The organism is Ideonella alba (assembly GCF_018069845.1).
In the GTDB taxonomy this organism is placed as follows: Bacteria; Pseudomonadota; Gammaproteobacteria; order Burkholderiales; family Burkholderiaceae_C; genus Ideonella; species Ideonella alba.
In genome coordinates, this window is record NZ_JAGQDD010000009.1 from 76857 (window position 1) to 95362 (window position 18506).

At 68.5% G+C, this 18506-nt stretch carries 15 protein-coding genes and 1 pseudogene; 10 read left to right on the forward strand and 6 right to left on the reverse strand.

Annotation, left to right across the window (positions count from 1 at the left end; translation table 11 throughout):
• Window positions 1-8: 8 nt before the first annotated feature.
• Window positions 9-722, reverse strand: a complete 714-nt coding sequence (locus KAK03_RS13575; protein WP_247661148.1) for a GntR family transcriptional regulator — start codon at window positions 720-722, stop codon at window positions 9-11.
• Window positions 723-799: 77 nt separating this feature from the next.
• Between KAK03_RS13575 and scpA the strand changes: the two genes are divergently transcribed.
• The 10 genes and pseudogenes from scpA (at window position 800) to KAK03_RS13620 (ending at window position 14228) form a co-directional block, all read left to right on the forward strand.
• On the forward strand, window positions 800-2953 hold the full coding sequence (scpA, locus tag KAK03_RS13580) for a methylmalonyl-CoA mutase (protein ID WP_210854500.1): 2154 nt from the start codon (window positions 800-802) through the stop codon (window positions 2951-2953).
• A 12-nt stretch (window positions 2954-2965) separates the two neighbouring features.
• The gene (locus KAK03_RS13585; protein ID WP_210854501.1) at window positions 2966-3430 is read left to right on the forward strand and encodes a GNAT family N-acetyltransferase; all 465 of its coding nucleotides are present in this window, start codon (window positions 2966-2968) and stop codon (window positions 3428-3430) included.
• Window positions 3431-3449: 19 nt separating this feature from the next.
• Entirely contained in the window at window positions 3450-4505 is a 1056-nt protein-coding gene (gene meaB, locus KAK03_RS13590) for a methylmalonyl Co-A mutase-associated GTPase MeaB (protein ID WP_210854597.1), read from the forward strand.
• 24 nt (window positions 4506-4529) lie between these two features.
• A complete protein-coding gene (locus KAK03_RS13595) occupies window positions 4530-6062 on the forward strand; it encodes an acyl-CoA carboxylase subunit beta (protein ID WP_210854502.1) in 1533 nt (510 codons plus the stop codon).
• A 25-nt stretch (window positions 6063-6087) separates the two neighbouring features.
• Entirely contained in the window at window positions 6088-6213 is a 126-nt protein-coding gene (locus KAK03_RS25280) for a hypothetical protein (protein ID WP_256441078.1), read from the forward strand.
• A complete protein-coding gene (locus KAK03_RS13600) occupies window positions 6206-8281 on the forward strand; it encodes an acetyl-CoA carboxylase biotin carboxylase subunit (protein WP_210854503.1) in 2076 nt (691 codons plus the stop codon). The genes KAK03_RS25280 and KAK03_RS13600 overlap by 8 nt, the downstream gene beginning before the upstream one ends.
• 10 nt (window positions 8282-8291) lie before the next feature.
• Window positions 8292-9320: a biotin synthase BioB gene (gene bioB, locus KAK03_RS13605; protein WP_375140983.1), complete on the forward strand. Its 1029-nt coding sequence runs from the start codon at window positions 8292-8294 to the stop codon at window positions 9318-9320.
• On the forward strand, window positions 9317-9781 hold the full coding sequence (locus tag KAK03_RS13610; protein WP_210854504.1) for a VOC family protein: 465 nt from the start codon (window positions 9317-9319) through the stop codon (window positions 9779-9781). Before bioB ends, KAK03_RS13610 begins: the two co-directional genes overlap by 4 nt.
• 104 nt (window positions 9782-9885) lie before the next feature.
• Window positions 9886-11773: pseudogene (locus KAK03_RS13615) on the forward strand (propionate--CoA ligase).
• Window positions 11774-11990: 217 nt separating this feature from the next.
• Window positions 11991-14228 carry an NADP-dependent isocitrate dehydrogenase gene (locus tag KAK03_RS13620; RefSeq protein WP_210854505.1) on the forward strand — a complete coding sequence of 746 codons (2238 nt, stop codon included), beginning with the start codon at window positions 11991-11993 and terminating at the stop codon, window positions 14226-14228.
• A gap of 40 nt (window positions 14229-14268) precedes the next feature.
• Here KAK03_RS13620 and KAK03_RS13625 read toward each other — a convergent pair whose 3' ends face one another.
• From KAK03_RS13625 to KAK03_RS13645, 5 genes are all read right to left on the reverse strand, one after another.
• Entirely contained in the window at window positions 14269-14736 is a 468-nt protein-coding gene (locus tag KAK03_RS13625; protein WP_210854506.1) for a CZB domain-containing protein, read from the reverse strand.
• Window positions 14737-14871: 135 nt separating this feature from the next.
• Window positions 14872-15441, reverse strand: a complete 570-nt coding sequence (locus KAK03_RS13630) for a PqiC family protein (RefSeq protein ID WP_210854507.1) — start codon at window positions 15439-15441, stop codon at window positions 14872-14874.
• Between the two features lie 14 nt (window positions 15442-15455).
• Window positions 15456-16457: an MlaD family protein gene (locus KAK03_RS13635; RefSeq protein ID WP_247661149.1), complete on the reverse strand. Its 1002-nt coding sequence runs from the start codon at window positions 16455-16457 to the stop codon at window positions 15456-15458.
• Window positions 16454-17203, reverse strand: a complete 750-nt coding sequence (locus KAK03_RS13640) for an ABC transporter ATP-binding protein (RefSeq protein ID WP_210854508.1) — start codon at window positions 17201-17203, stop codon at window positions 16454-16456. Before KAK03_RS13640 ends, KAK03_RS13635 begins: the two co-directional genes overlap by 4 nt.
• The gene (locus KAK03_RS13645) at window positions 17203-18336 is read right to left on the reverse strand and encodes an MlaE family ABC transporter permease (RefSeq protein ID WP_210854509.1); all 1134 of its coding nucleotides are present in this window, start codon (window positions 18334-18336) and stop codon (window positions 17203-17205) included. Before KAK03_RS13645 ends, KAK03_RS13640 begins: the two co-directional genes overlap by 1 nt.
• Between the last annotated feature and the right edge of the window lie 170 nt (window positions 18337-18506).

The window sequence follows — 18506 nt, forward strand, 5'->3', positions numbered from 1 at the left end:
CGCCGGGCTCAGACGGTGGCGGCGGCCAGCCCGTTGTCGAAATGGGCGCGCATCAGCCGTGCGGCCTCGGTGCCGTTGCGGGCCTCCAGCGCGGCCATCACCGCGCGGTGCTCGGCCAGCGACTCGGCCAGGCGGCCGCTCTTGAACAGCGAGTGGTGGCGGTTGAGCTTCATCACCTTGCGCAGGTCGCCCACGATCTGCTGGCGCCAGCGGTTGCCGGCGATCTGCAGCAGGCGGTGGTGGAACAGTTCGTTGGTGTCGAAGAAGGCGTCGCGCTGGCTGACCTGCGACTCCAGCGCCTCGTGCAGCGCGCGCAGCTCGGCAATGTGCGCCTCGGTGGCGTGCTCGGCCACCTCGGCAGCGGCGTCGCTTTCCAGCAGGCCCAGCAGGCGGTAGACCTGGCGCACGTCGTCGGTGGACATCTCGGTGACGTAGGCGCCGCGGCGCACCTTCATCGTCACCAGGCCCTCGACCGCCAGCACCTTCAGCGCCTCGCGCAGCGGCGTGCGGCTGATGCCGTAGTCGGCGGCCAGCTTCTGCTCGTCGATCCAGCTGCCGGGCTCCAGCTGGCGCGCGAAGATCTGCTCGCGCAGCTTCTCGGCGACCTGCTGGTACAGGGCGCGCGGGGCGAACAGGGTGTCGGCGTCGGTGGGCACGGCGGTGGTGGGCTGGGACGGGTGCGTCAGGAAGCGTTCAAGTTTGTATTCATAATTATGCATCATGTATGATGTGAAGCAAGCGGGGTCCGGGTGGGGGTCATCCCTCGGGCCGCGCCGTGTCTGAGCCCTGGAGCCCTGTGATGTCGAACGCCCACGAATTCAATCCCGCCAGCCTCGAGCAATGGGCCAAAGCGGCCGCCAAGTCGGCCGGCGGTGACCTCGACAAGCTGAACTGGCACACGCCGGAAGGCCTGGTCGTCAAGCCGCTCTACACCGCCGAGGATGTGGCCGGGCTGCCCCACACCAACACGCTGCCCGGCTTCGAGCCCTTCATCCGCGGCCCGCAGGCCACGATGTACGCGGTGCGGCCGTGGACGATCCGCCAGTACGCCGGCTTCTCCACTGCCGAGGAGTCCAACGCCTTCTACCGCAAGGCGCTGGCCGCGGGCGGGCAGGGCGTGTCGGTGGCCTTCGACCTGGCCACCCACCGCGGCTACGACAGCGACCACCCGCGCGTCACCGGGGACGTCGGCAAGGCCGGCGTGGCGATCGACAGCGTCGAGGACATGAAGATCCTGTTCGACGGCATCCCGCTCGACAAGGTCAGCGTGTCCATGACCATGAACGGCGCCGTGCTGCCGGTGCTGGCCGGCTACGTGGTGGCAGCGGAAGAGCAGGGCGTGTCGCAGGACAAGCTCAGCGGGACCATCCAGAACGACATCCTCAAGGAGTTCATGGTCCGCAACACCTACATCTACCCGCCCGAGCCGAGCATGCGGATCATCGGCGACATCATCGAGTACACGGCGAAGAACATGCCGAAGTTCAACTCGATCAGCATCTCGGGCTACCACATGCAGGAAGCCGGCGCCAACCAGGCGCTGGAGATGGCCTTCACGCTGGCCGATGGCAAGGAGTACGTGAAGACCGCGCTGGCCAAGGGCCTGGACGTGGATGACTTCGCCGGCCGCCTGAGCTTCTTCTGGGCGGTGGGCATGAACTTCTACCTGGAGATCGCCAAGATGCGTGCGGCCCGTCTGCTGTGGGCGCGCATCATGAAGGGCTTCAACGCGAAGAACCCGAAGAGCCTGATGTTGCGCACGCACAGCCAGACCAGCGGCTGGAGCCTGACCGAGCAGGACCCGTACAACAACGTGGTGCGCACCACGATCGAGGCGATGGCCGCGGTCTTCGGCGGCACCCAGAGTCTGCACACCAACAGCTTCGACGAAGCCATCGCGCTGCCCACCGAGTTCTCGGCCCGCATCGCCCGCAACACGCAGCTGATCATCCAGGAAGAGACCCACATCACCAACGTGGTCGACCCCTGGGCCGGCAGCTACCTGATGGAGTCGCTGACCCAGCAGATGGCCGACAAGGCCTGGTCCATCATCGAGGAGGTCGAGGCCATGGGCGGCATGACCAAGGCGGTGGATTCGGGCTGGGCCAAGCTGAAGATCGAGGCCAGCGCCGCCGAGAAGCAGGCCCGCATCGACTCGGGCAAGGACGTGATCGTCGGCGTCAACAAGTACAAGCTGGCCAAGGAAGACCCGATCGACATCCTCGAGGTCGACAACGTCCGCGTGCGCGAGGCGCAGATCGCCCGCCTGCAGCAGATCAAGGCCACCCGCGACGGCGCCAAGGTGCAGGCCGCGCTGGAGGCGCTGACGGCCGCCGCACAATCGGGCCAGGGCAATCTGCTGGACCTGGCCATCCAGGCGATCCGCCTGCGTGCCACGGTGGGCGAGGTCAGCGATGCGCTGGAGAAGGTCTACGGCCGCCACCGCGCGGACATCCAGAAGGTGACCGGTGTGTACGCTGCTGCCTATGACTCGGCCGAGGGCTGGGACAAGCTGAAGGACGAGATCAACGCCTTCGCCGAGCAGGCGGGCCGCCGCCCGCGCGTGATGATCGCCAAGCTTGGCCAGGACGGCCATGACCGCGGCGCCAAGGTGGTGGCCACGGCCTTCGCCGACCTGGGCTTCGATGTCGACATGGGTCCGCTGTTCCAGACCCCCGAAGAGTGCGCCCGCCAGGCGATCGAAAACGACGTGCATGCGGTGGGCGTGTCCACGCTGGCCGCCGGTCACAAGACCCTGGTGCCGGCCATCATTGCCGAGCTGAAGAAGCAGGGCGCCGACGACATCATCGTCTTCGTCGGCGGCGTGATCCCGGCGCAGGACTATGGTTTCCTGTTCGATGCGGGCGTCAAGGGCGTCTACGGCCCCGGCACGCCGATCCCCGCCAGCGCCAAGGACGTGCTGGAACAGATCCGCGCCGCGCAGGGTCTCTGAGGCCGGGCCGACATGCCGCACGCGCACCGCGCACCCGAGGGCCTGGCGCTGTTGCCGGCCGGTGAGGGCGATTTCGAGGCCCTGCTGGCGCTGCGCATGGCCGCGATGCGCGAGAGCCTGGAGCGCGTGGGCCGCTTCGACCCCCAGCGTGCCCGTGAGCGCCTCTCCCGCGGTTACCTGCCGGCCTACACGCGCCACATCCGGCTGCGCGGCGAACTGGTGGGCTTCGTGGTGGTGGTGCCGCGCGAGAAGGACTGCCTGCTCGACCACCTCTACATCCACCCGTCGGCGCAGGGTCAGGGCATCGGCTCGTGGGTGCTGGACCAGGTGCTGCAGGACGCCGATGCCCAGCGCAAGGCGGTCAGCGTCACCGCGCTGAAGCACTCCGACGCCAACCGCTTCTACCTGCGCCACGGCTTCGTGCTGCAGGCCGAGGGCGAGTGGGACCTGTACTACCTGCGCCCCGCACGGACCTGAACGCTCCGCGATGAACGCGATGTCCGACACGCCACCGCCGCTCGCCGGCGCCGCCGAGCTCCCGCCGCCCGATGCCCTGCTGCTGGCGCAGGTCACCGCCGGTGAGGATGCGCCGCGCCGCCGTGCGATCGCCAAGACCATCACGCTGCTCGAAAGCACCCGCGCCGACCACCGCCTGCGTGCCGACGCGCTGCTCAACGCGCTGCTGCCGCACAGCGGGCGTTCGCTGCGGCTGGGCATCTCGGGCGTGCCGGGCGTGGGCAAGAGCACCTTCATCGAGGCGCTGGGCCTGCACCTGATCGCCCAGGGCCACCGCGTGGCGGTGCTGGCGATCGATCCGTCCAGCAGCGTCTCGGGCGGCTCCATCCTGGGCGACAAGACCCGCATGGAGCAGTTGAGCGTGCAGGAGGCCGCCTACATCCGTCCCAGCCCCAGCAGCGGCAACCTGGGCGGCGTGGCCGAGCGCACCCGCGAGGCGATGCTGGTCTGCGAGGCCGCCGGCTTCGACGTGGTGATCGTCGAGACCGTGGGCGTGGGCCAGAGCGAGACCGCGGTGCACGGCATGACCGACATGTTCTGCCTGCTGCAACTGCCCAATGCCGGCGACGAGTTGCAGGCGATCAAGAAGGGCGTGATGGAGCTGGCCGACCTGGTGGTCATCAACAAGGCCGACATCGATGAGCACGCCGCCACCCGCGCCCGCGCCCAGATCACCAGCTCGCTGCGCATCTACGGCCACCATGGGCATCCGGATCATGCGGCGCACGACACCGCGCTGTGGCAGCCCACGGTGCTGCAGATGAGCGCGCTGAAGTCCACCGGCATCGCCGAGTTCTGGCAGACCGTCCAGCGCTACCGCGAACTGCAGACCGCCAGCGGCCGGCTGGCCGCGCGCCGCCACGCCCAGGACGAGGCCTGGATGTGGGAGCGCATTGAATCGGGCCTGCGTGAGCGGTTCCACCAGCACCCCGCGGTGCGCGAGGCGCTGGCCACCACCACCCAATCCGTCCGCCAGGGACGCGTGGCCGCCAGTGTGGCGGCGCGCCGCCTGCTGGACCTGTTCAAGTTGACCTGAAGGCAAGACCGAGGAGCCACTCCCATGCATGACATCCAGCAGATGCTCGAAGAAAAGCGCGCCAAGGCCCGGTTGGGCGGCGGGCGCAAACGCATCGACGCCCAGCACAAGAAGGGCAAGCTCACCGCGCGCGAGCGCCTGGAACTGCTGTTCGACGAGGGCACGTTCGAGGAGTGGGACATGTTCGTCGAGCACCGCTGCGTCGACTTCGGCATGGCCGACACCAAGATCCCCGGCGACGGCGTGGTCACCGGCTACGGCATGATCAACGGCCGCCTGGCGTTCGCCTTCAGCCAGGACTTCACGGTGTTCGGCGGCGCGCTGAGCGAAACCCACGCCGAGAAGATCTGCAAGGTCATGGACCAGGCGATGAAGGTGGGGGCGCCGGTGATCGGCCTGAACGACTCGGGCGGCGCCCGCATCCAGGAAGGCGTGGCCTCGCTGGGCGGCTATGCCGACGTGTTCCAGAAGAACGTGATGGCCTCGGGCGTGATCCCGCAGATCAGCATGATCATGGGCCCGTGTGCCGGTGGCGCGGTGTACTCGCCGTCGATGACCGACTTCATCTTCATGGTGAAGGACAGCTCCTACATGTTCGTCACCGGCCCCGAGGTGGTGAAGACCGTGACGCACGAGGAGGTCACCGCCGAGGAACTGGGCGGCGCCAGCACCCACACCACCAAGAGCGGTGTGGCCGACCTGGCCTTCGACAACGACGTGGAGGCGCTGCTGATGCTGCGCCGCTTCTTCAACTACCTGCCGCTGAACAACCGCGAGAAGCCGCCGGTGCGCCCCAGCGGTGATTCGGCCAGCCGCCTGGACTTCTCGCTCGACACCCTGGTGCCGGACAACCCGAACAAGCCCTATGACATCAAGGAGCTGATCGTCAAGACGGTCGACGACGGCGACTTCTTCGAGCTGCAGCCCGACTACGCCGCCAACATCGTCATCGGCATGGCCCGCATGGAGGGCCAGACCGTGGGCATCGTCGCCAACAACCCGCTGGTGCTGGCCGGCTGCCTGGACATCAAGAGCAGCATCAAGGCCGCGCGCTTCGTGCGCTTCTGCGACGCCTTCAACATCCCGGTGGTCACCTTCGTGGATGTGCCCGGCTTCATGCCCGGCACCAGCCAGGAGTACGGCGGCATCATCAAGCACGGCGCCAAGCTGCTCTATGCCTACGCCGAGTGCACCGTGCCCAAGATCACCGTGATCACCCGCAAGGCCTATGGCGGTGCCTATGACGTGATGGCCTCCAAGCACCTGCGCGGCGATGTGAACTTCGCCTGGCCCAACGCCGAGATCGCGGTGATGGGCGCCAAGGGCGCGGTGGAGATCATCTTCCGCGAGGACAAGGGCGACCCCGAGAAGCTCGCGGCCAAGGAAGCCGAATACAAGGCCCGCTTCGCCAACCCCTTCGTGGCGGGTGCGCGCGGCTTCATCGACGACGTGATCCAGCCGCACGAGACGCGCAAGCGCATCTGCCGCAGTCTGGTGATGCTGCGTGAAAAGAAGCTGGAAAACCCGTGGCGCAAGCACGGAAACATCCCTCTTTGAGTTCAGGCCGCGCGGAGAAAAAAGCATGTTCAAGAAGATCCTGATTGCGAACCGCGGCGAAAACGGCCGCAAGGCCGTTTCGGCGAAGCCAAATTGCCGGGTGCGCGAAGCGCACGCAGGCGAGTTCCCCGCGGAGACCCACCATGTTTAAGAAGATCCTCATTGCCAACCGCGGGGAAATCGCCTGCCGCGTCATCAAGACCGCCCAGAAGATGGGCATCCAGACGGTCGCCGTCTATTCCGAGGCCGACAAGGACGCCCGCCACGTGGAGCTGGCCGACGAGGCCGTGCTGCTGGGCCCGGCGCCCTCGCGCGAGTCCTACCTGGTGGCCGACAAGATCATCGCCGCGGCCAAGTCCACCGGCGCCGAGGCCATCCACCCGGGCTACGGCTTCCTGTCCGAGAACGAGGCCTTCGCCAAGCGCTGCGAGGACGAGGGCATTGCCTTCATCGGCCCGCGCCACTTCAGCATCGCGGCCATGGGCGACAAGATCGCCTCCAAGAAGCTGGCCAACGAAGCCAAGGTCAACACCATCCCCGGCTACAACGACGCGATTGACACGCCCGAGCAGGCGGTGGAGATCGCCAAGGGCATCGGCTACCCGGTGATGATCAAGGCGTCCGCCGGCGGCGGCGGCAAGGGCTTGCGCGTGGCCTTCAACGACAAGGAGGCCTTCGAGGGCTTCTCCTCGTGCCGCAACGAGGCCCGCAACAGCTTCGGCGACGACCGCGTCTTCATCGAGAAGTACGTGCTCGAGCCGCGCCACATCGAGATCCAGGTGCTGGGCGACAGCCACGGCAACGTGGTCTACCTGAACGAGCGCGAGTGCTCGATCCAGCGCCGCCACCAGAAGGTGATCGAGGAGGCGCCCAGCCCTTTCATCTCTGATGCCACGCGCAAGGCCATGGGCGAACAGGCCGTGGCGCTGGCCAAGGCGGTGAAGTACCAGAGCGCTGGCACGGTGGAGTTCGTGGTCGGCAAGGACCAGGACTTCTACTTCCTGGAAATGAGCACCCGGCTGCAGGTGGAGCACCCGGTCACCGAGTGCATCACCGGCCTGGACCTGGTGGAGCAGATGATCCGCGTGGCGGCTGGCGAGAAGCTGTCCTTCGGCCAGGCCGACATCCAGCGCGAGGGCTGGGCCATCGAGTGCCGCATCAACGCGGAAGACCCGTTCCGCAACTTCCTGCCGTCCACCGGCCGCCTGGTGAAGTACCAGCCGCCGGCCGCGGATCTGGAGCAGGGCACGGAGACGCTGCAGGGCGCCGCCTATGCCGACGGCCGCTTCGGTGGCGTGCGCGTGGACACCGGCGTCTATGAAGGCGGCGAGATCCCGATGTTCTATGACTCGATGATCGCCAAGCTCATCGTGCACGGCCGCGACCGCAACGACGCGATCGCGAAGATGCGCGCCGCGCTCAACGCCTTCGTGATCCGCGGCATCAGCAGCAACATCCCCTTCCAGGCGGCGCTGCTGGCGCACCCGAAGTTCGTCACCGGCCAGTTCAACACCGGCTTCATCGCCGAGCACTACGCCAAGGGCTTCCGCGCCGAGGACGTGCCGCACGACGACCCGCTGTTCCTGGTGGCGATCGCCGCCTTCGTGCGCCGAAAGGCGCGCGAGCGTGCGGCCGGCATCAGCGGCCAGCTGCCGGGCCACGAGGTGGCGCACAAGAACGAGCTGGTGGTGGTGCAACTGGGCGCCGAGGGCCAGCACGTCTACCACGACGTCACGCTGGGCGAGTTCGATCCGGCCAGCGGCCGAGCCGATGTCACGGTGGGTGGCAAGACCTACGCCATCCAGAGCCACACCAAGCTGGGTGAGGTGCTGATGACCGGCACGGTCAACGGCCAGCCCTTCAGCGCCCAGGTGGAACGTGGCTCCGCCAAGCAGCCGCTGTCGATGCGCATCGCCCACAACGGCACCGCGATCGACGCGCTGGTGCTGCTGCCGCGTGCCGCCGAGCTGCACAAGCTGATGCCCTACAAGGCGCCGCCCGACCTGTCGAAGTTCCTGCTGTCGCCGATGCCGGGGCTTCTGGTCGATGTGGCTGTCAGCGTGGGCCAGAAGGTGCTGGCCGGCGAGAAGCTGGCGGTCATTGAGGCGATGAAGATGGAGAACATCCTGGTCGCCGCGCAGGACGGGGTGGTCAAGGAAGTGCGCGCCAGCAAGGGCGAGAGCCTGTCCGTGGACCAGCCGATCATTGCCTTCGAGTGAGGTCTGACCAGTGATCCAGACCGACGCACCCGAGGCGCCGATCCAGCTGCTGCGCCGTCCGGCGCCCCGCACCGCCCGCTGGACGGCCGAGGCCGTGCTGGCGCTGATGCAGCAGCCCTTCATGGCCTTGGTCCACCAGGCCCACGAGGTGCATCGCCAGCATTTCCCGGCCGGCGACATCGAGCTGGCCTCGCTGCTGTCGGTGAAGACCGGCGGCTGCCCCGAGGACTGCGCCTACTGCCCGCAGAGCGCCCACCACGACACCGGCGTCGAGGCGGGCAAGCTGATGGACGTCGAGGCGGTGCTGGGCGCGGCGCGCGCCGCCAAGAGGGCCGGCGCCTCGCGCTTCTGCATGGGGGCCGCCTGGCGCGCGCCCAAGGACCGCGACGTCGAGAAAGTGGCCGAGCTGGTCCAGGGCGTCAAGGACCTGGGTCTGCAGACCTGCGCGACACTCGGCATGCTCGAGCCGCACCAGGCCGTGATGCTGCGTGATGCGGGCCTGGACTACTACAACCACAACCTCGACAGCGCGCCCGACTTCTACGGCGACATCATCCACACCCGCGTCTACGAAGACCGGCTGCGCACGCTGGAGCATGTGCGCGAGGCCGGCATCAAGGTGTGCTGCGGCGGCATCGTCGGCATGGGCGAGACCCGGCTGCAGCGTGCCGGCCTGATCGCCGAGCTGGCCAGCCTGGACCCGGCGCCGGATTCTGTGCCGGTCAACCAGCTGGTGCGCATCGAGGGCACGCCGCTGGCCGACGCCGAGCCGGTCGACCCCTTCGAGGTGGTGCGCGTGATCGCCGCCGCGCGCATCACGATGCCCGCCTCGCGGGTGCGCCTGTCGGCCGGCCGGCGCGGCCTGGACGAGGGCGTGCAGGCGCTGTGTTTCATGGCCGGTGCCAATTCCATCTTCTACGGCGACAAGCTGCTGGTCACCGGCAACCCCGATGCCGAGCAGGACCGCCGCCTGCTGGCCCGGCTGGACCTGCCGATCAGCGCCGAACTCTCCAACGCTTTCCAGGACACCACACGATGAGCACCAAGCCTTTCAGGATCCTCGGCATCCAGCAGATCGCCATCGGCGGCCCGAGCAAGGACAAGCTCAAGAGCCTGTGGGTGGACATGCTGGGCCTGCAGGTCAAGAGCACCTTTGTCAGCGAACGCGAGAACGTCGACGAGGACATCTGCGCGCTGGGCAGCGGCCCGACCGCGGTGGAGGTCGACCTGATGCAGCCGCTGGACCCCGACAAGAAGCCGGCGGTGCATGCTACCCCGCTGAACCATGTCGGCCTGTGGGTGGATGACCTGCCCAAGGCGGTGGAATGGATGAGCGCCAACGGCGTGCGCTTTGCCCCCGGGGGCATCCGCAAAGGCGCCGCGGGCTTCGACATCTGCTTCATCCACCCCAAGGGCAACGACGAGTTCCCGGTGGGGGGCGAGGGCGTGCTGATTGAGCTGGTGCAAGCCCCCCCTGAAGTGGTGGCGGCGCTGGGCTGAAATGCATTGTTTTTGACAGTGCAGCGTCAGGCTGTGGCGCTGCAATTCCGGATTGACGCTCGGCGCTGTGGCCGGGCTCCGAACACGGCCCCGAGGAGACATTCATGACCAGCTACGCAGAGTTCCACCGCCGCTCCATCACCGACCGCGACGGCTTCTGGCGCGAACAGGCCGCGCTGGTCGACTGGCACCGGCCCTTCGACCAGGTCTGCGACTACAGCAACCCGCCGTTCGCCAAGTGGTTCGCCGGTGGCCAGACCAACCTGTGCCACAACGCGGTCGATCGCCACCTGGCGACGCGGCCGGACCAGAACGCGCTGATCTTCGTCTCCACCGAGACCGACACCGAGAAGGCCTACTCCTTCCGCGAACTGCACACCGAGGTCAACCGCATGGCGGCCATCCTCCAGGGGCTGGGTGTGGGCAAGGGCGACCGCGTGCTGATCTACATGCCGATGATCGCCGAGGCCTGCTTCGCGATGCTGGCCTGCGTGCGCATCGGCGCGATCCACTCGGTGGTCTTCGGCGGCTTCGCCAGCCATTCGCTGGCCAGCCGCATCGATGACGCCAAGCCGGTGGCCATCATCAGCGCCGACGCCGGCATGCGCGGCGGCAAGTCGGTGCCCTACAAGCACCTGCTGGACGAGGCGATCAACCTGGCCGCGCACAAGCCGGCCAAGGTGCTGATGGTCAACCGCGGCCTGGCCGAGTTCGCCCGGGTCGCCGGCCGCGACGAGGACTACGCCAGCCTGCGCGCCGCCAACATGGACGCCCAGGTGCCCTGCGAGTGGGTGGACTCCACCCACCCCAGCTACATCCTCTACACCAGCGGTACCACCGGCAAGCCCAAGGGCGTGCAACGCGACACCGGCGGCTACACCGTCGCGCTCGCCGCGTCGATGAAGCACATCTACATGGGCAACCCGGGCGAGACCTACTTCTCCACCTCCGACATCGGCTGGGTGGTGGGCCACAGCTACATCATTTACGGCCCGCTGATCAACGGAATGGCCACGATCATGTACGAGGGCCTGCCGATCCGCCCCGACGCGGGCATCTGGTGGAGCCTGGTGGAGAAGTACAAGGTCTCGGTGATGTTCTCGGCGCCCACCGCCGCGCGCGTGCTGAAGAAGCAGGACCCGGCCTTCCTGACCAAGTACGACCTGTCCAGCCTGAAGGCGCTGTTCCTGGCCGGCGAGCCGCTGGACGAGCCCACCGCCACCTGGATCGCCGGCGCGATCAACAAGCCGATCATCGACAACTACTGGCAGACCGAGACCGGCTGGCCGATCATGGCCATCTGCAACGGTGTCGAGAAGGCCCCCACCAAGTTCGGCTCGCCGGGCAAGGCGGTGTACGGCTACGACGTCAAGTTGATCGACGAGACCACCGCCGAGGAGATCACCGAGCCCGGCAAGAAGGGCGTGATCGCGGTGGAAGGCCCGCTGCCCCCGGGCTGCCTGCAGGGGTGACGACGAACGCTACGTCAAGACCTACTGGTCCAGCATCCACAACAAGGTCATGTACAGCACCTTCGACTGGGGCATCAAGGACGAGGACGGCTACTTCTTCATCCTGGGCCGCACCGACGACGTGATCAACGTGGCCGGCCACCGCCTGGGCACGCGCGAGATCGAGGAGAGCATCTCCAGCCACCCGAACGTCGCCGAAGTGGCGGTGGTGGGTGTGGCCGACCAGCTCAAGGGCCAGGTGGCCGTGGCCTTCGCGGTGCTGAAGGACCCCAGCCAGGCCGCCTCGGACGCCGACGCGCTGAAGCTCGAAGGCGCGATCATGAAGGTGGTGGACGAGCAGCTCGGCGCCGTGGCCCGCCCGGCCCGCGTGCGCTTCGTCAGCGTGCTGCCCAAGACGCGCTCGGGCAAGCTGCTGCGCCGCGCGATCCAGGCGGTCTGCGAGGGCCGCGATCCGGGCGACCTGACGACGATGGAAGACCCGGCCGCGCTGCAGCAGGTCAAGGACCTGGTCGCACGCTGATCCGCCGCGCCACCCTCCCTGGCCAGGCCGCCCCTCGGGGCGGCCTTGTCTTTGGGGCCGCCAAAAAATCTGGGCCATTTTTTGCATCATGAAATATCAATGCAAAAACCGGGGCCAGGGTCAGACCCTCGAAAGCAAAATGCCGCATCGTTCCCGGTTGTCCGCGACGCCCCCTCGCGGCCAGAGCATTCATTCACATTGATCCAGGAGATAAGCGATGAGCGACCCGAAGTCCACCATCATCTACACGCTGACCGATGAGGCGCCGCTGCTGGCGACCGGGTCCTTCCTGCCGATCATCCGCACCTTCACCGCCCCTGCGGGCATCAACGTGGCCACCAGCGACATCTCGGTGGCCGGCCGCATCCTGGCGCAGTTCCCCGAATGCCTGACCGAAGAGCAGCGCGTGCCGGACAACCTGGCCGAGCTGGGCAAGCTGACGCTGCGCCCCGAGGCCAACATCATCAAGCTGCCCAACATCAGCGCCTCGATCGCCCAGCTGAAGGCGGCCATCAAGGAACTGCAGGACAAGGGCTACAAGATCCCCGACTACCCCGAGAACCCGAAGAACGAGGAAGAGCAGTCGATCAAGGCGCGCTACTCGAAGTGCACCGGCTCGGCGGTGAACCCGGTGCTGCGCGAAGGCAACTCCGACCGCCGCGCGCCGCGCGCCGTCAAGGAGTACGCGCGCAAGAACCCGCACAGCATGGCCGAGTGGAGCCAGGCTTCGCGCACCCACGTCTCGCACATGCACGCCGGCGACTTCTACCACGGTGAGAAGTCGATGACGCTGGACCGCGCGCGCGATGTGAAGATGGAGCTGATCACCAAGAGCGGCAAGACCATCGTGCTCAAGCCCAAGGTCTCGCTGCTCGACCGCGAGGTGATCGACAGCATGTTCATGAGCAAGAAGGCCCTGCTGGCCTTCTACGAGAAGGAGATCGAGGACGCCCGCAAGACCGGCGTGATGTTCTCGCTGCACGTCAAGGCGACGATGATGAAGGTCTCGCACCCGATCGTCTTCGGCCACTGCGTGAAGATCTTCTACCGCGAGGCCTTCGCCAAGCACGCCGAGACCTTCAAGGAGCTGGGCGTCAACGTCAACAACGGCATGGTCGATCTCTACACCAAGATCGAGAAGCTGCCGGCCTCGCAGCGCGACGAGATCAAGCGCGACCTGCACGCCTGCCACGAGCACCGCCCCGAGCTGGCGATGGTGGACTCGGCCAAGGGCATCACCAACTTCCACTCGCCCAACGACGTGATCGTCGACGCCTCGATGCCGGCGATGATCCGCTCGGGCGGCAAGATGTACGGCGCCGACGGCCGCCTGAAGGACGTCAAGGCCGTGATGCCCGAATCGACCTTCGCCCGCATCTACCAGGAGATGATCAACTTCTGCAAGTGGCACGGCGCCTTCGACCCGAAGACCATGGGCACGGTGCCCAACGTCGGCCTGATGGCCCAGCAGGCCGAGGAGTACGGCTCGCACGACAAGACCTTCGAGATCCCCGAGGACGGTGTGGCCAACATCACCGACCTCGAGACCGGCGAGGTGCTGCTGAGCCAGAACGTGGAAGAGGGCGACATCTGGCGCATGTGCCAGGTCAAGGACGCCGCGATCCGCGACTGGGTCAAGCTGGCCGTCAACCGCGCCCGCAACTCGGGCATGCCGGTGGTCTTCTGGCTCGACAGCTACCGCCCGCACGAGGCGCAGCTGATCCGCAAGGTCAAGATGTACCTGCACGAGCACGACACCAATGGCCTGGACATCCAGATCATGAGCCAGGTGCGGGCGATGCGCTACACGCTGGAGCGCGTGATCCGCGGCATGGACACGATCAGCGCCACCGGCAACATCCTGCGCGACTACCTGACCGACCTGTTCCCCATCATGGAACTGGGCACCTCGGCCAAGATGCTGTCGATCGTGCCGCTGATGGCCGGTGGCGGCATGTACGAGACCGGCGCCGGCGGCTCGGCCCCGAAGCATGTGCAGCAGCTGGTGGAAGAGAACCATCTGCGCTGGGACAGCCTGGGCGAGTTCCTGGCGCTGGCGGTGAGCCTGGAGGACCTGGGCCTGAAGAACGGCAACAGCCGCGCCAAGCTGCTGGCCAAGACGCTGGATGCGGCCACCGGCAAGCTGCTGGACAACCGCAAGTCGCCCAGCCCCAAGACCGGTGAGCTCGACAACCGCGGCAGCCAGTTCTACCTGGCGATGTACTGGGCGCAGGAGCTGGCGGGCCAGACCGAGGACGCCGAGCTGGCCGCCACGTTCGCGCCGCTGGCCAAGACCCTGGCCGACAACGAGGCCAAGATCGTGGCCGAGCTGGCCGAGGTGCAGGGCAAGCCGGCCGATATCGGCGGCTACTACAAGCCCGACACCGCCAAGCTGAGCGCGGTGATGTGCCCCAGCGCCACCTTCAACGCGGCGCTGGCCACGCTGAGCCGCTGAGCGCTGTGCGCGGGCGCTGCGGCCCGCTGGGCTGAGAGGCTCAGTCGGGCTGCGGTGCCTGGGTCAGCGGCAGGTCCAGCTGCCGCCGCAGCGCCATGAATGAGCGCGCGACCCCGCTGGCGCTGATGCTGTAGGCGCCGCGCTGCAGCCGCTCCATCTCGTGGATGCGGCCGCTGCGCTGCAGGCTCAGCAGGTTGGACGCCGCGTGGTGGAAGCTGCGGTGGCTGTCCACCAGCTGGCGAAAGGCCGGCAGCTGGCCCACCGAGGCCTTGCCGTCGTTCTGCAGCCAGCGACCCAGCACGCAGCGGTCGTCGAAGCAGATGTCCTCGGGCTTCATGCCCGCGTCCGTCAGGCCGCTGAGCTGGCCCTCGAAGCGGATCTTCCAGTGGTCGTGTGCCGCCTGGGCCGCCAGCAGGTCGAGCAGGCGATGCAGCGCGTCGTCCTGCGGTTCGGCAGGCGGCGCGGTCCCGAAGCGGTGGATCAGGCGGGTGAAGAGTCCGGTGAGCATGGGTCGGCGCAGGGCAGTCGACCAGCTTATCGGCCATTGCGCAGCGAACTTCAGTCCCGCGCAAGGCTTCGTGAGCACGTCACGGCGGCGGCCCCCGCTGTGCCCTGGCCGCCACGCCGTGCGCAGGATCGTTGTTCAGGCCTGGGCGATGGCCTGGGCCAGGCGCCACAGCAGTTCGCGCTGGGCGGCCACCAGGTCGTCGGTCGAGGCGCTGGCGGCGGTGGCGCGCAGGCTGATCTCGCGCACCGCCGGCGCCTCCCGGCCCTGCGGGTCCTGCAGCCACCAGCGCGCGCTCAGCACCACGGCCTGATCGTCGGGCTCGGGGTCCAGGCGCTGGATCTCGACCCGCAACTGGCGCGCCGCGCTGACGCCTGGCGGCAGGCCGCCGGCAAAGACGCTGGCGGTGCCACGCAGCCGCGCCAGGTCGGCCAGCAGCAGCCGCGGCACGGCGTCGCGCAGCGGTTCGGCCCAGCGGGCCGCGGGCACGGCATTCAGGGCCGACCGGCCGCTGGGGCGCAGCACCGATTCACGGTCCAGGTAGGCCGGCAACTGCACCGCCAGCAATTGCCAGACCGGGCTGTCGGCCCGCGCGGGCGCCACCGGGCCGGGCGCTTCGGCGCGCAGCTGGTACCAGGTGATCGCCGGGGAGCTGCTGCAGGCGGCGAGCAGGGCTGCCAGGGCGAGGGGAGCAAGGCGCAGGCGCATGGCGGCGGGCTTTCTCATTGGCGGCCACGCAGCACCGATTCGGGCTGCTGGTTCAGGGTGTCGGCCAGCTCGCGCAGCGAGCGCGCGGCGCTGGCCAGGTCGGTCAGGGCGCGCTGCAGGTCGCGGTTCAGCGGCGCGTCGGTACCCACCGACTCGCGCAGCACGACGCCGGTGCGGGCCATCTCGTCGGCGGCGCCCCGCAGCTTGGTGGCCAGTGCGCCATCGGGCTGGAAGGTGGTGCCCACCCGGCGCGCCGAGTCGGTGACGGCGCTGGCCGCCACGCGCAGGTCCTCGGTGGTCTTGCGGGCGGCGTCCAGCGTGGCCTCGGCGCGGTCGAGCAGCGGCCCGCTGCGCTGGTCCAGGCGCTGGCTCAGGTTGACCAGGTGGCGGGTGATGTCGTCCAGGTCCTTCAGTGCACGCGACAGCTCGGGCGCACTGACCATGGCCCGGGTGGTGCTGGCGATCGCGCCGATGTCCTCGATCAGGCGCTTGACGTCGATCTGGTCGATCTGGTTGCGCAGTTCCTGGAACACCGTGGCCACCGTGGGAATCTCGGGTTGGCCGGTGCCGCCCTGGCTCATCGAGGGCTTGTCGGGGCGGAAGTCCAGGTCGATGTAGAGCTGACCGGTGAGGATGCTCTGCATCGCCAGCTGGGCCCGCAGGCCGCTGCCCACCAGGGTCTGCACGGTGGCGCGCAGGTTGGCATCGGCGCTGCCGCCGCCGACATTGCGCAGCGCATCGGCGTCGAGTTCCGCCACCACCGGGATGCTGACATGGTGCCCGGCGGCATCCCACTTCACACCCACCGAACTGACGCTGCCCAGGCGCACCCCGCGGAAGACCACCGGCGCGCCCACCTGCAGGCCGTAGATGCTGCCGCTGAAGTACATCACCACCTGCTGGCGGGTGGCGAACAGCCGCCCCCCGGCGACGGTGAACACGGTGGCGAACAGCAGCACCAGGGCGCCGACGACGAACAGGCCCAGCAGCGCCGGGTTGCCGTGGCGGCGGATCATGGCCGGGCCCGTCCCTGCAGGAAACGCCGCACCGGCTCGGGGCCGTGCTGCAACAGGGTGCGGGGCGCGTCCAGCGCGGTCATGGTCTTCTCCTGGGCGTCGAGGAAGAGGGCACGGTCGGCGACCGCGAAGATGCTGTCGAGCTCATGGGTCACCATCACGATCGTCGTGCCCAGATGATCGCGCAAGTGCAGGATCAGCTCATCCAGCCGCGCCGAGGTGATCGGGTCCAGCCCGGCGCTGGGCTCGTCCAGGTACAGCAGGGGCGGGTCCAGCGCCATCGCGCGGGCGATGGCAGCGCGCTTCTTCATGCCGCCCGAGAGATCGGCCGGCGCAGCGTCGAAGGCGCCCTCCAGGCCCACCAGGGCCAGCTTGAAGCGGGCCAGGGACTCCACCTCGGCCGGCGCCAGCGTGGTCAGCTCCTGCAGCGGCAGCATCACGTTCTCGCCCACGCTCATCGAGCTCCACAGCGCACCGGCCTGGAACATCACGCCAAAGCGTTCGCGCAGCAGGTCGCGCTGCGCCTCGTCGGCGCTGGCCAGGTCGATGTCGCCGTAGCGGATGCGCCCCTGCGCCGGGGCCTGCAGGCCGATCAGGTGGCGCAACAGCGTGCTCTTGCCGCAGCCGCTGCCGCCCATCAGCACCAGCACTTCGCCGGGCTGCACCGCGAAGTTCAGGTCATGCTGGATCACCCGCCCGTCCCAGGCCAGCGTCAGGTCCTCGACATGCACCAGCGCGTCGTCCATCACCACCCCAGGCGCTGGAAGCTGATCGTCAGCGCCGACGCGGCGACGACGATCCAGACGATGGCCTGCACCACCGCCGCGGTGGTGGCCTCACCCACCGCCTGGGCGCTGCGGCCGGCGTGCAGGCCCTGGCGGCAGCCCGCCAGCGCCACCAGCAGGCCGTAGACCGTGGCCTTGAGCAGGCCGATCGAGACATGGGCCAGGCTCAGCGCGTTGAAGCTGCGCACCAGGTACTCCAGCGGCTCGACGCGGAAGATGCCCACCGCGACGAACATGCCCGCGATCATCGCCACCCCGGCCGCGTACACCGTGAGCAGCGGCGCCATCAGCGTCAGCGCGATGGTGCGCGGCAGCACCAGGTGCTCCACCGGGTCCAGGCCCAGGGTGCGCAGCGCGTCGATCTCCTCGTTGGCCTGCATGCTGCCCAGCTGCGCCGCGAAGGCCGCGCCCACCCGGCCGGCCAGGATCACCGCGGTCATCAGCGCGGCCACCTCGCGCACCTCGCCGATCGTCACCAGGTCGGCCATGTAGATCTGGGCACCGAAGCGCTGCAGCTGCGCCGCGCCCAGGTAGGCGATGATCAGCCCGACCAGGGCGCTGACCAGCGAGACGATCGGCAGGCTGGACGGCCCGGTGGCCCAGAGCTGGTGCACCAGGTCCTGGCCGCGCATCGCGGTGCGTCCACGCAGCAGGCGCCCCAGGGCCATCAGGGTCTCGCCGACGAAACCCAGGGTCACCGTGGCGCGTTCGACGAAGCGCGTCAGCAGCAGCCCCAGGCGGCTCAGCACACCGGGTTCGGGCGGCACCGGCGCTGCGGCGCTGGACGCGCTGGCCAGCGACAACACTTCGCGCAGGCCGCTGGGCAGGGCGGCCAGGTCCAGCGGCACCGCAGGCTCGCGCCGGGCCAGGTCCGCGCCCAGCTGCCACAGCCGCGCGGCGAGCCGGCTGTCCCAGGCCTGCAGCGCGTCAGCGCGCACCTGCACCCGCCGCACCGTGGCCGGCAGGCCACCCAGTCCCGGCCAGGCGGTCGCGGCCTCGGGCGCCCGCCAGTCGCCCCGCAGATCCAGGGTGGCCAGCGGCCCATCGGCCTGCCAATGGGCGGCCGGGGGAATCCGGTCGGCGGAGTCAGCCATCACCCTCACTGTAAGGCCAATGCGGCGCGACCTTGGCGGGTGGGTGTATCGTTCGCCTGGGGCGAATGCTTGCTTGTCAAACCCCGTGTGCGCCGGCCCGAGCCTTCGTGCAACATCCGGTTCAGCGATGCGGCTGTTGGTGCTGGACTCACCGGTCCTCTCCCAGCCGA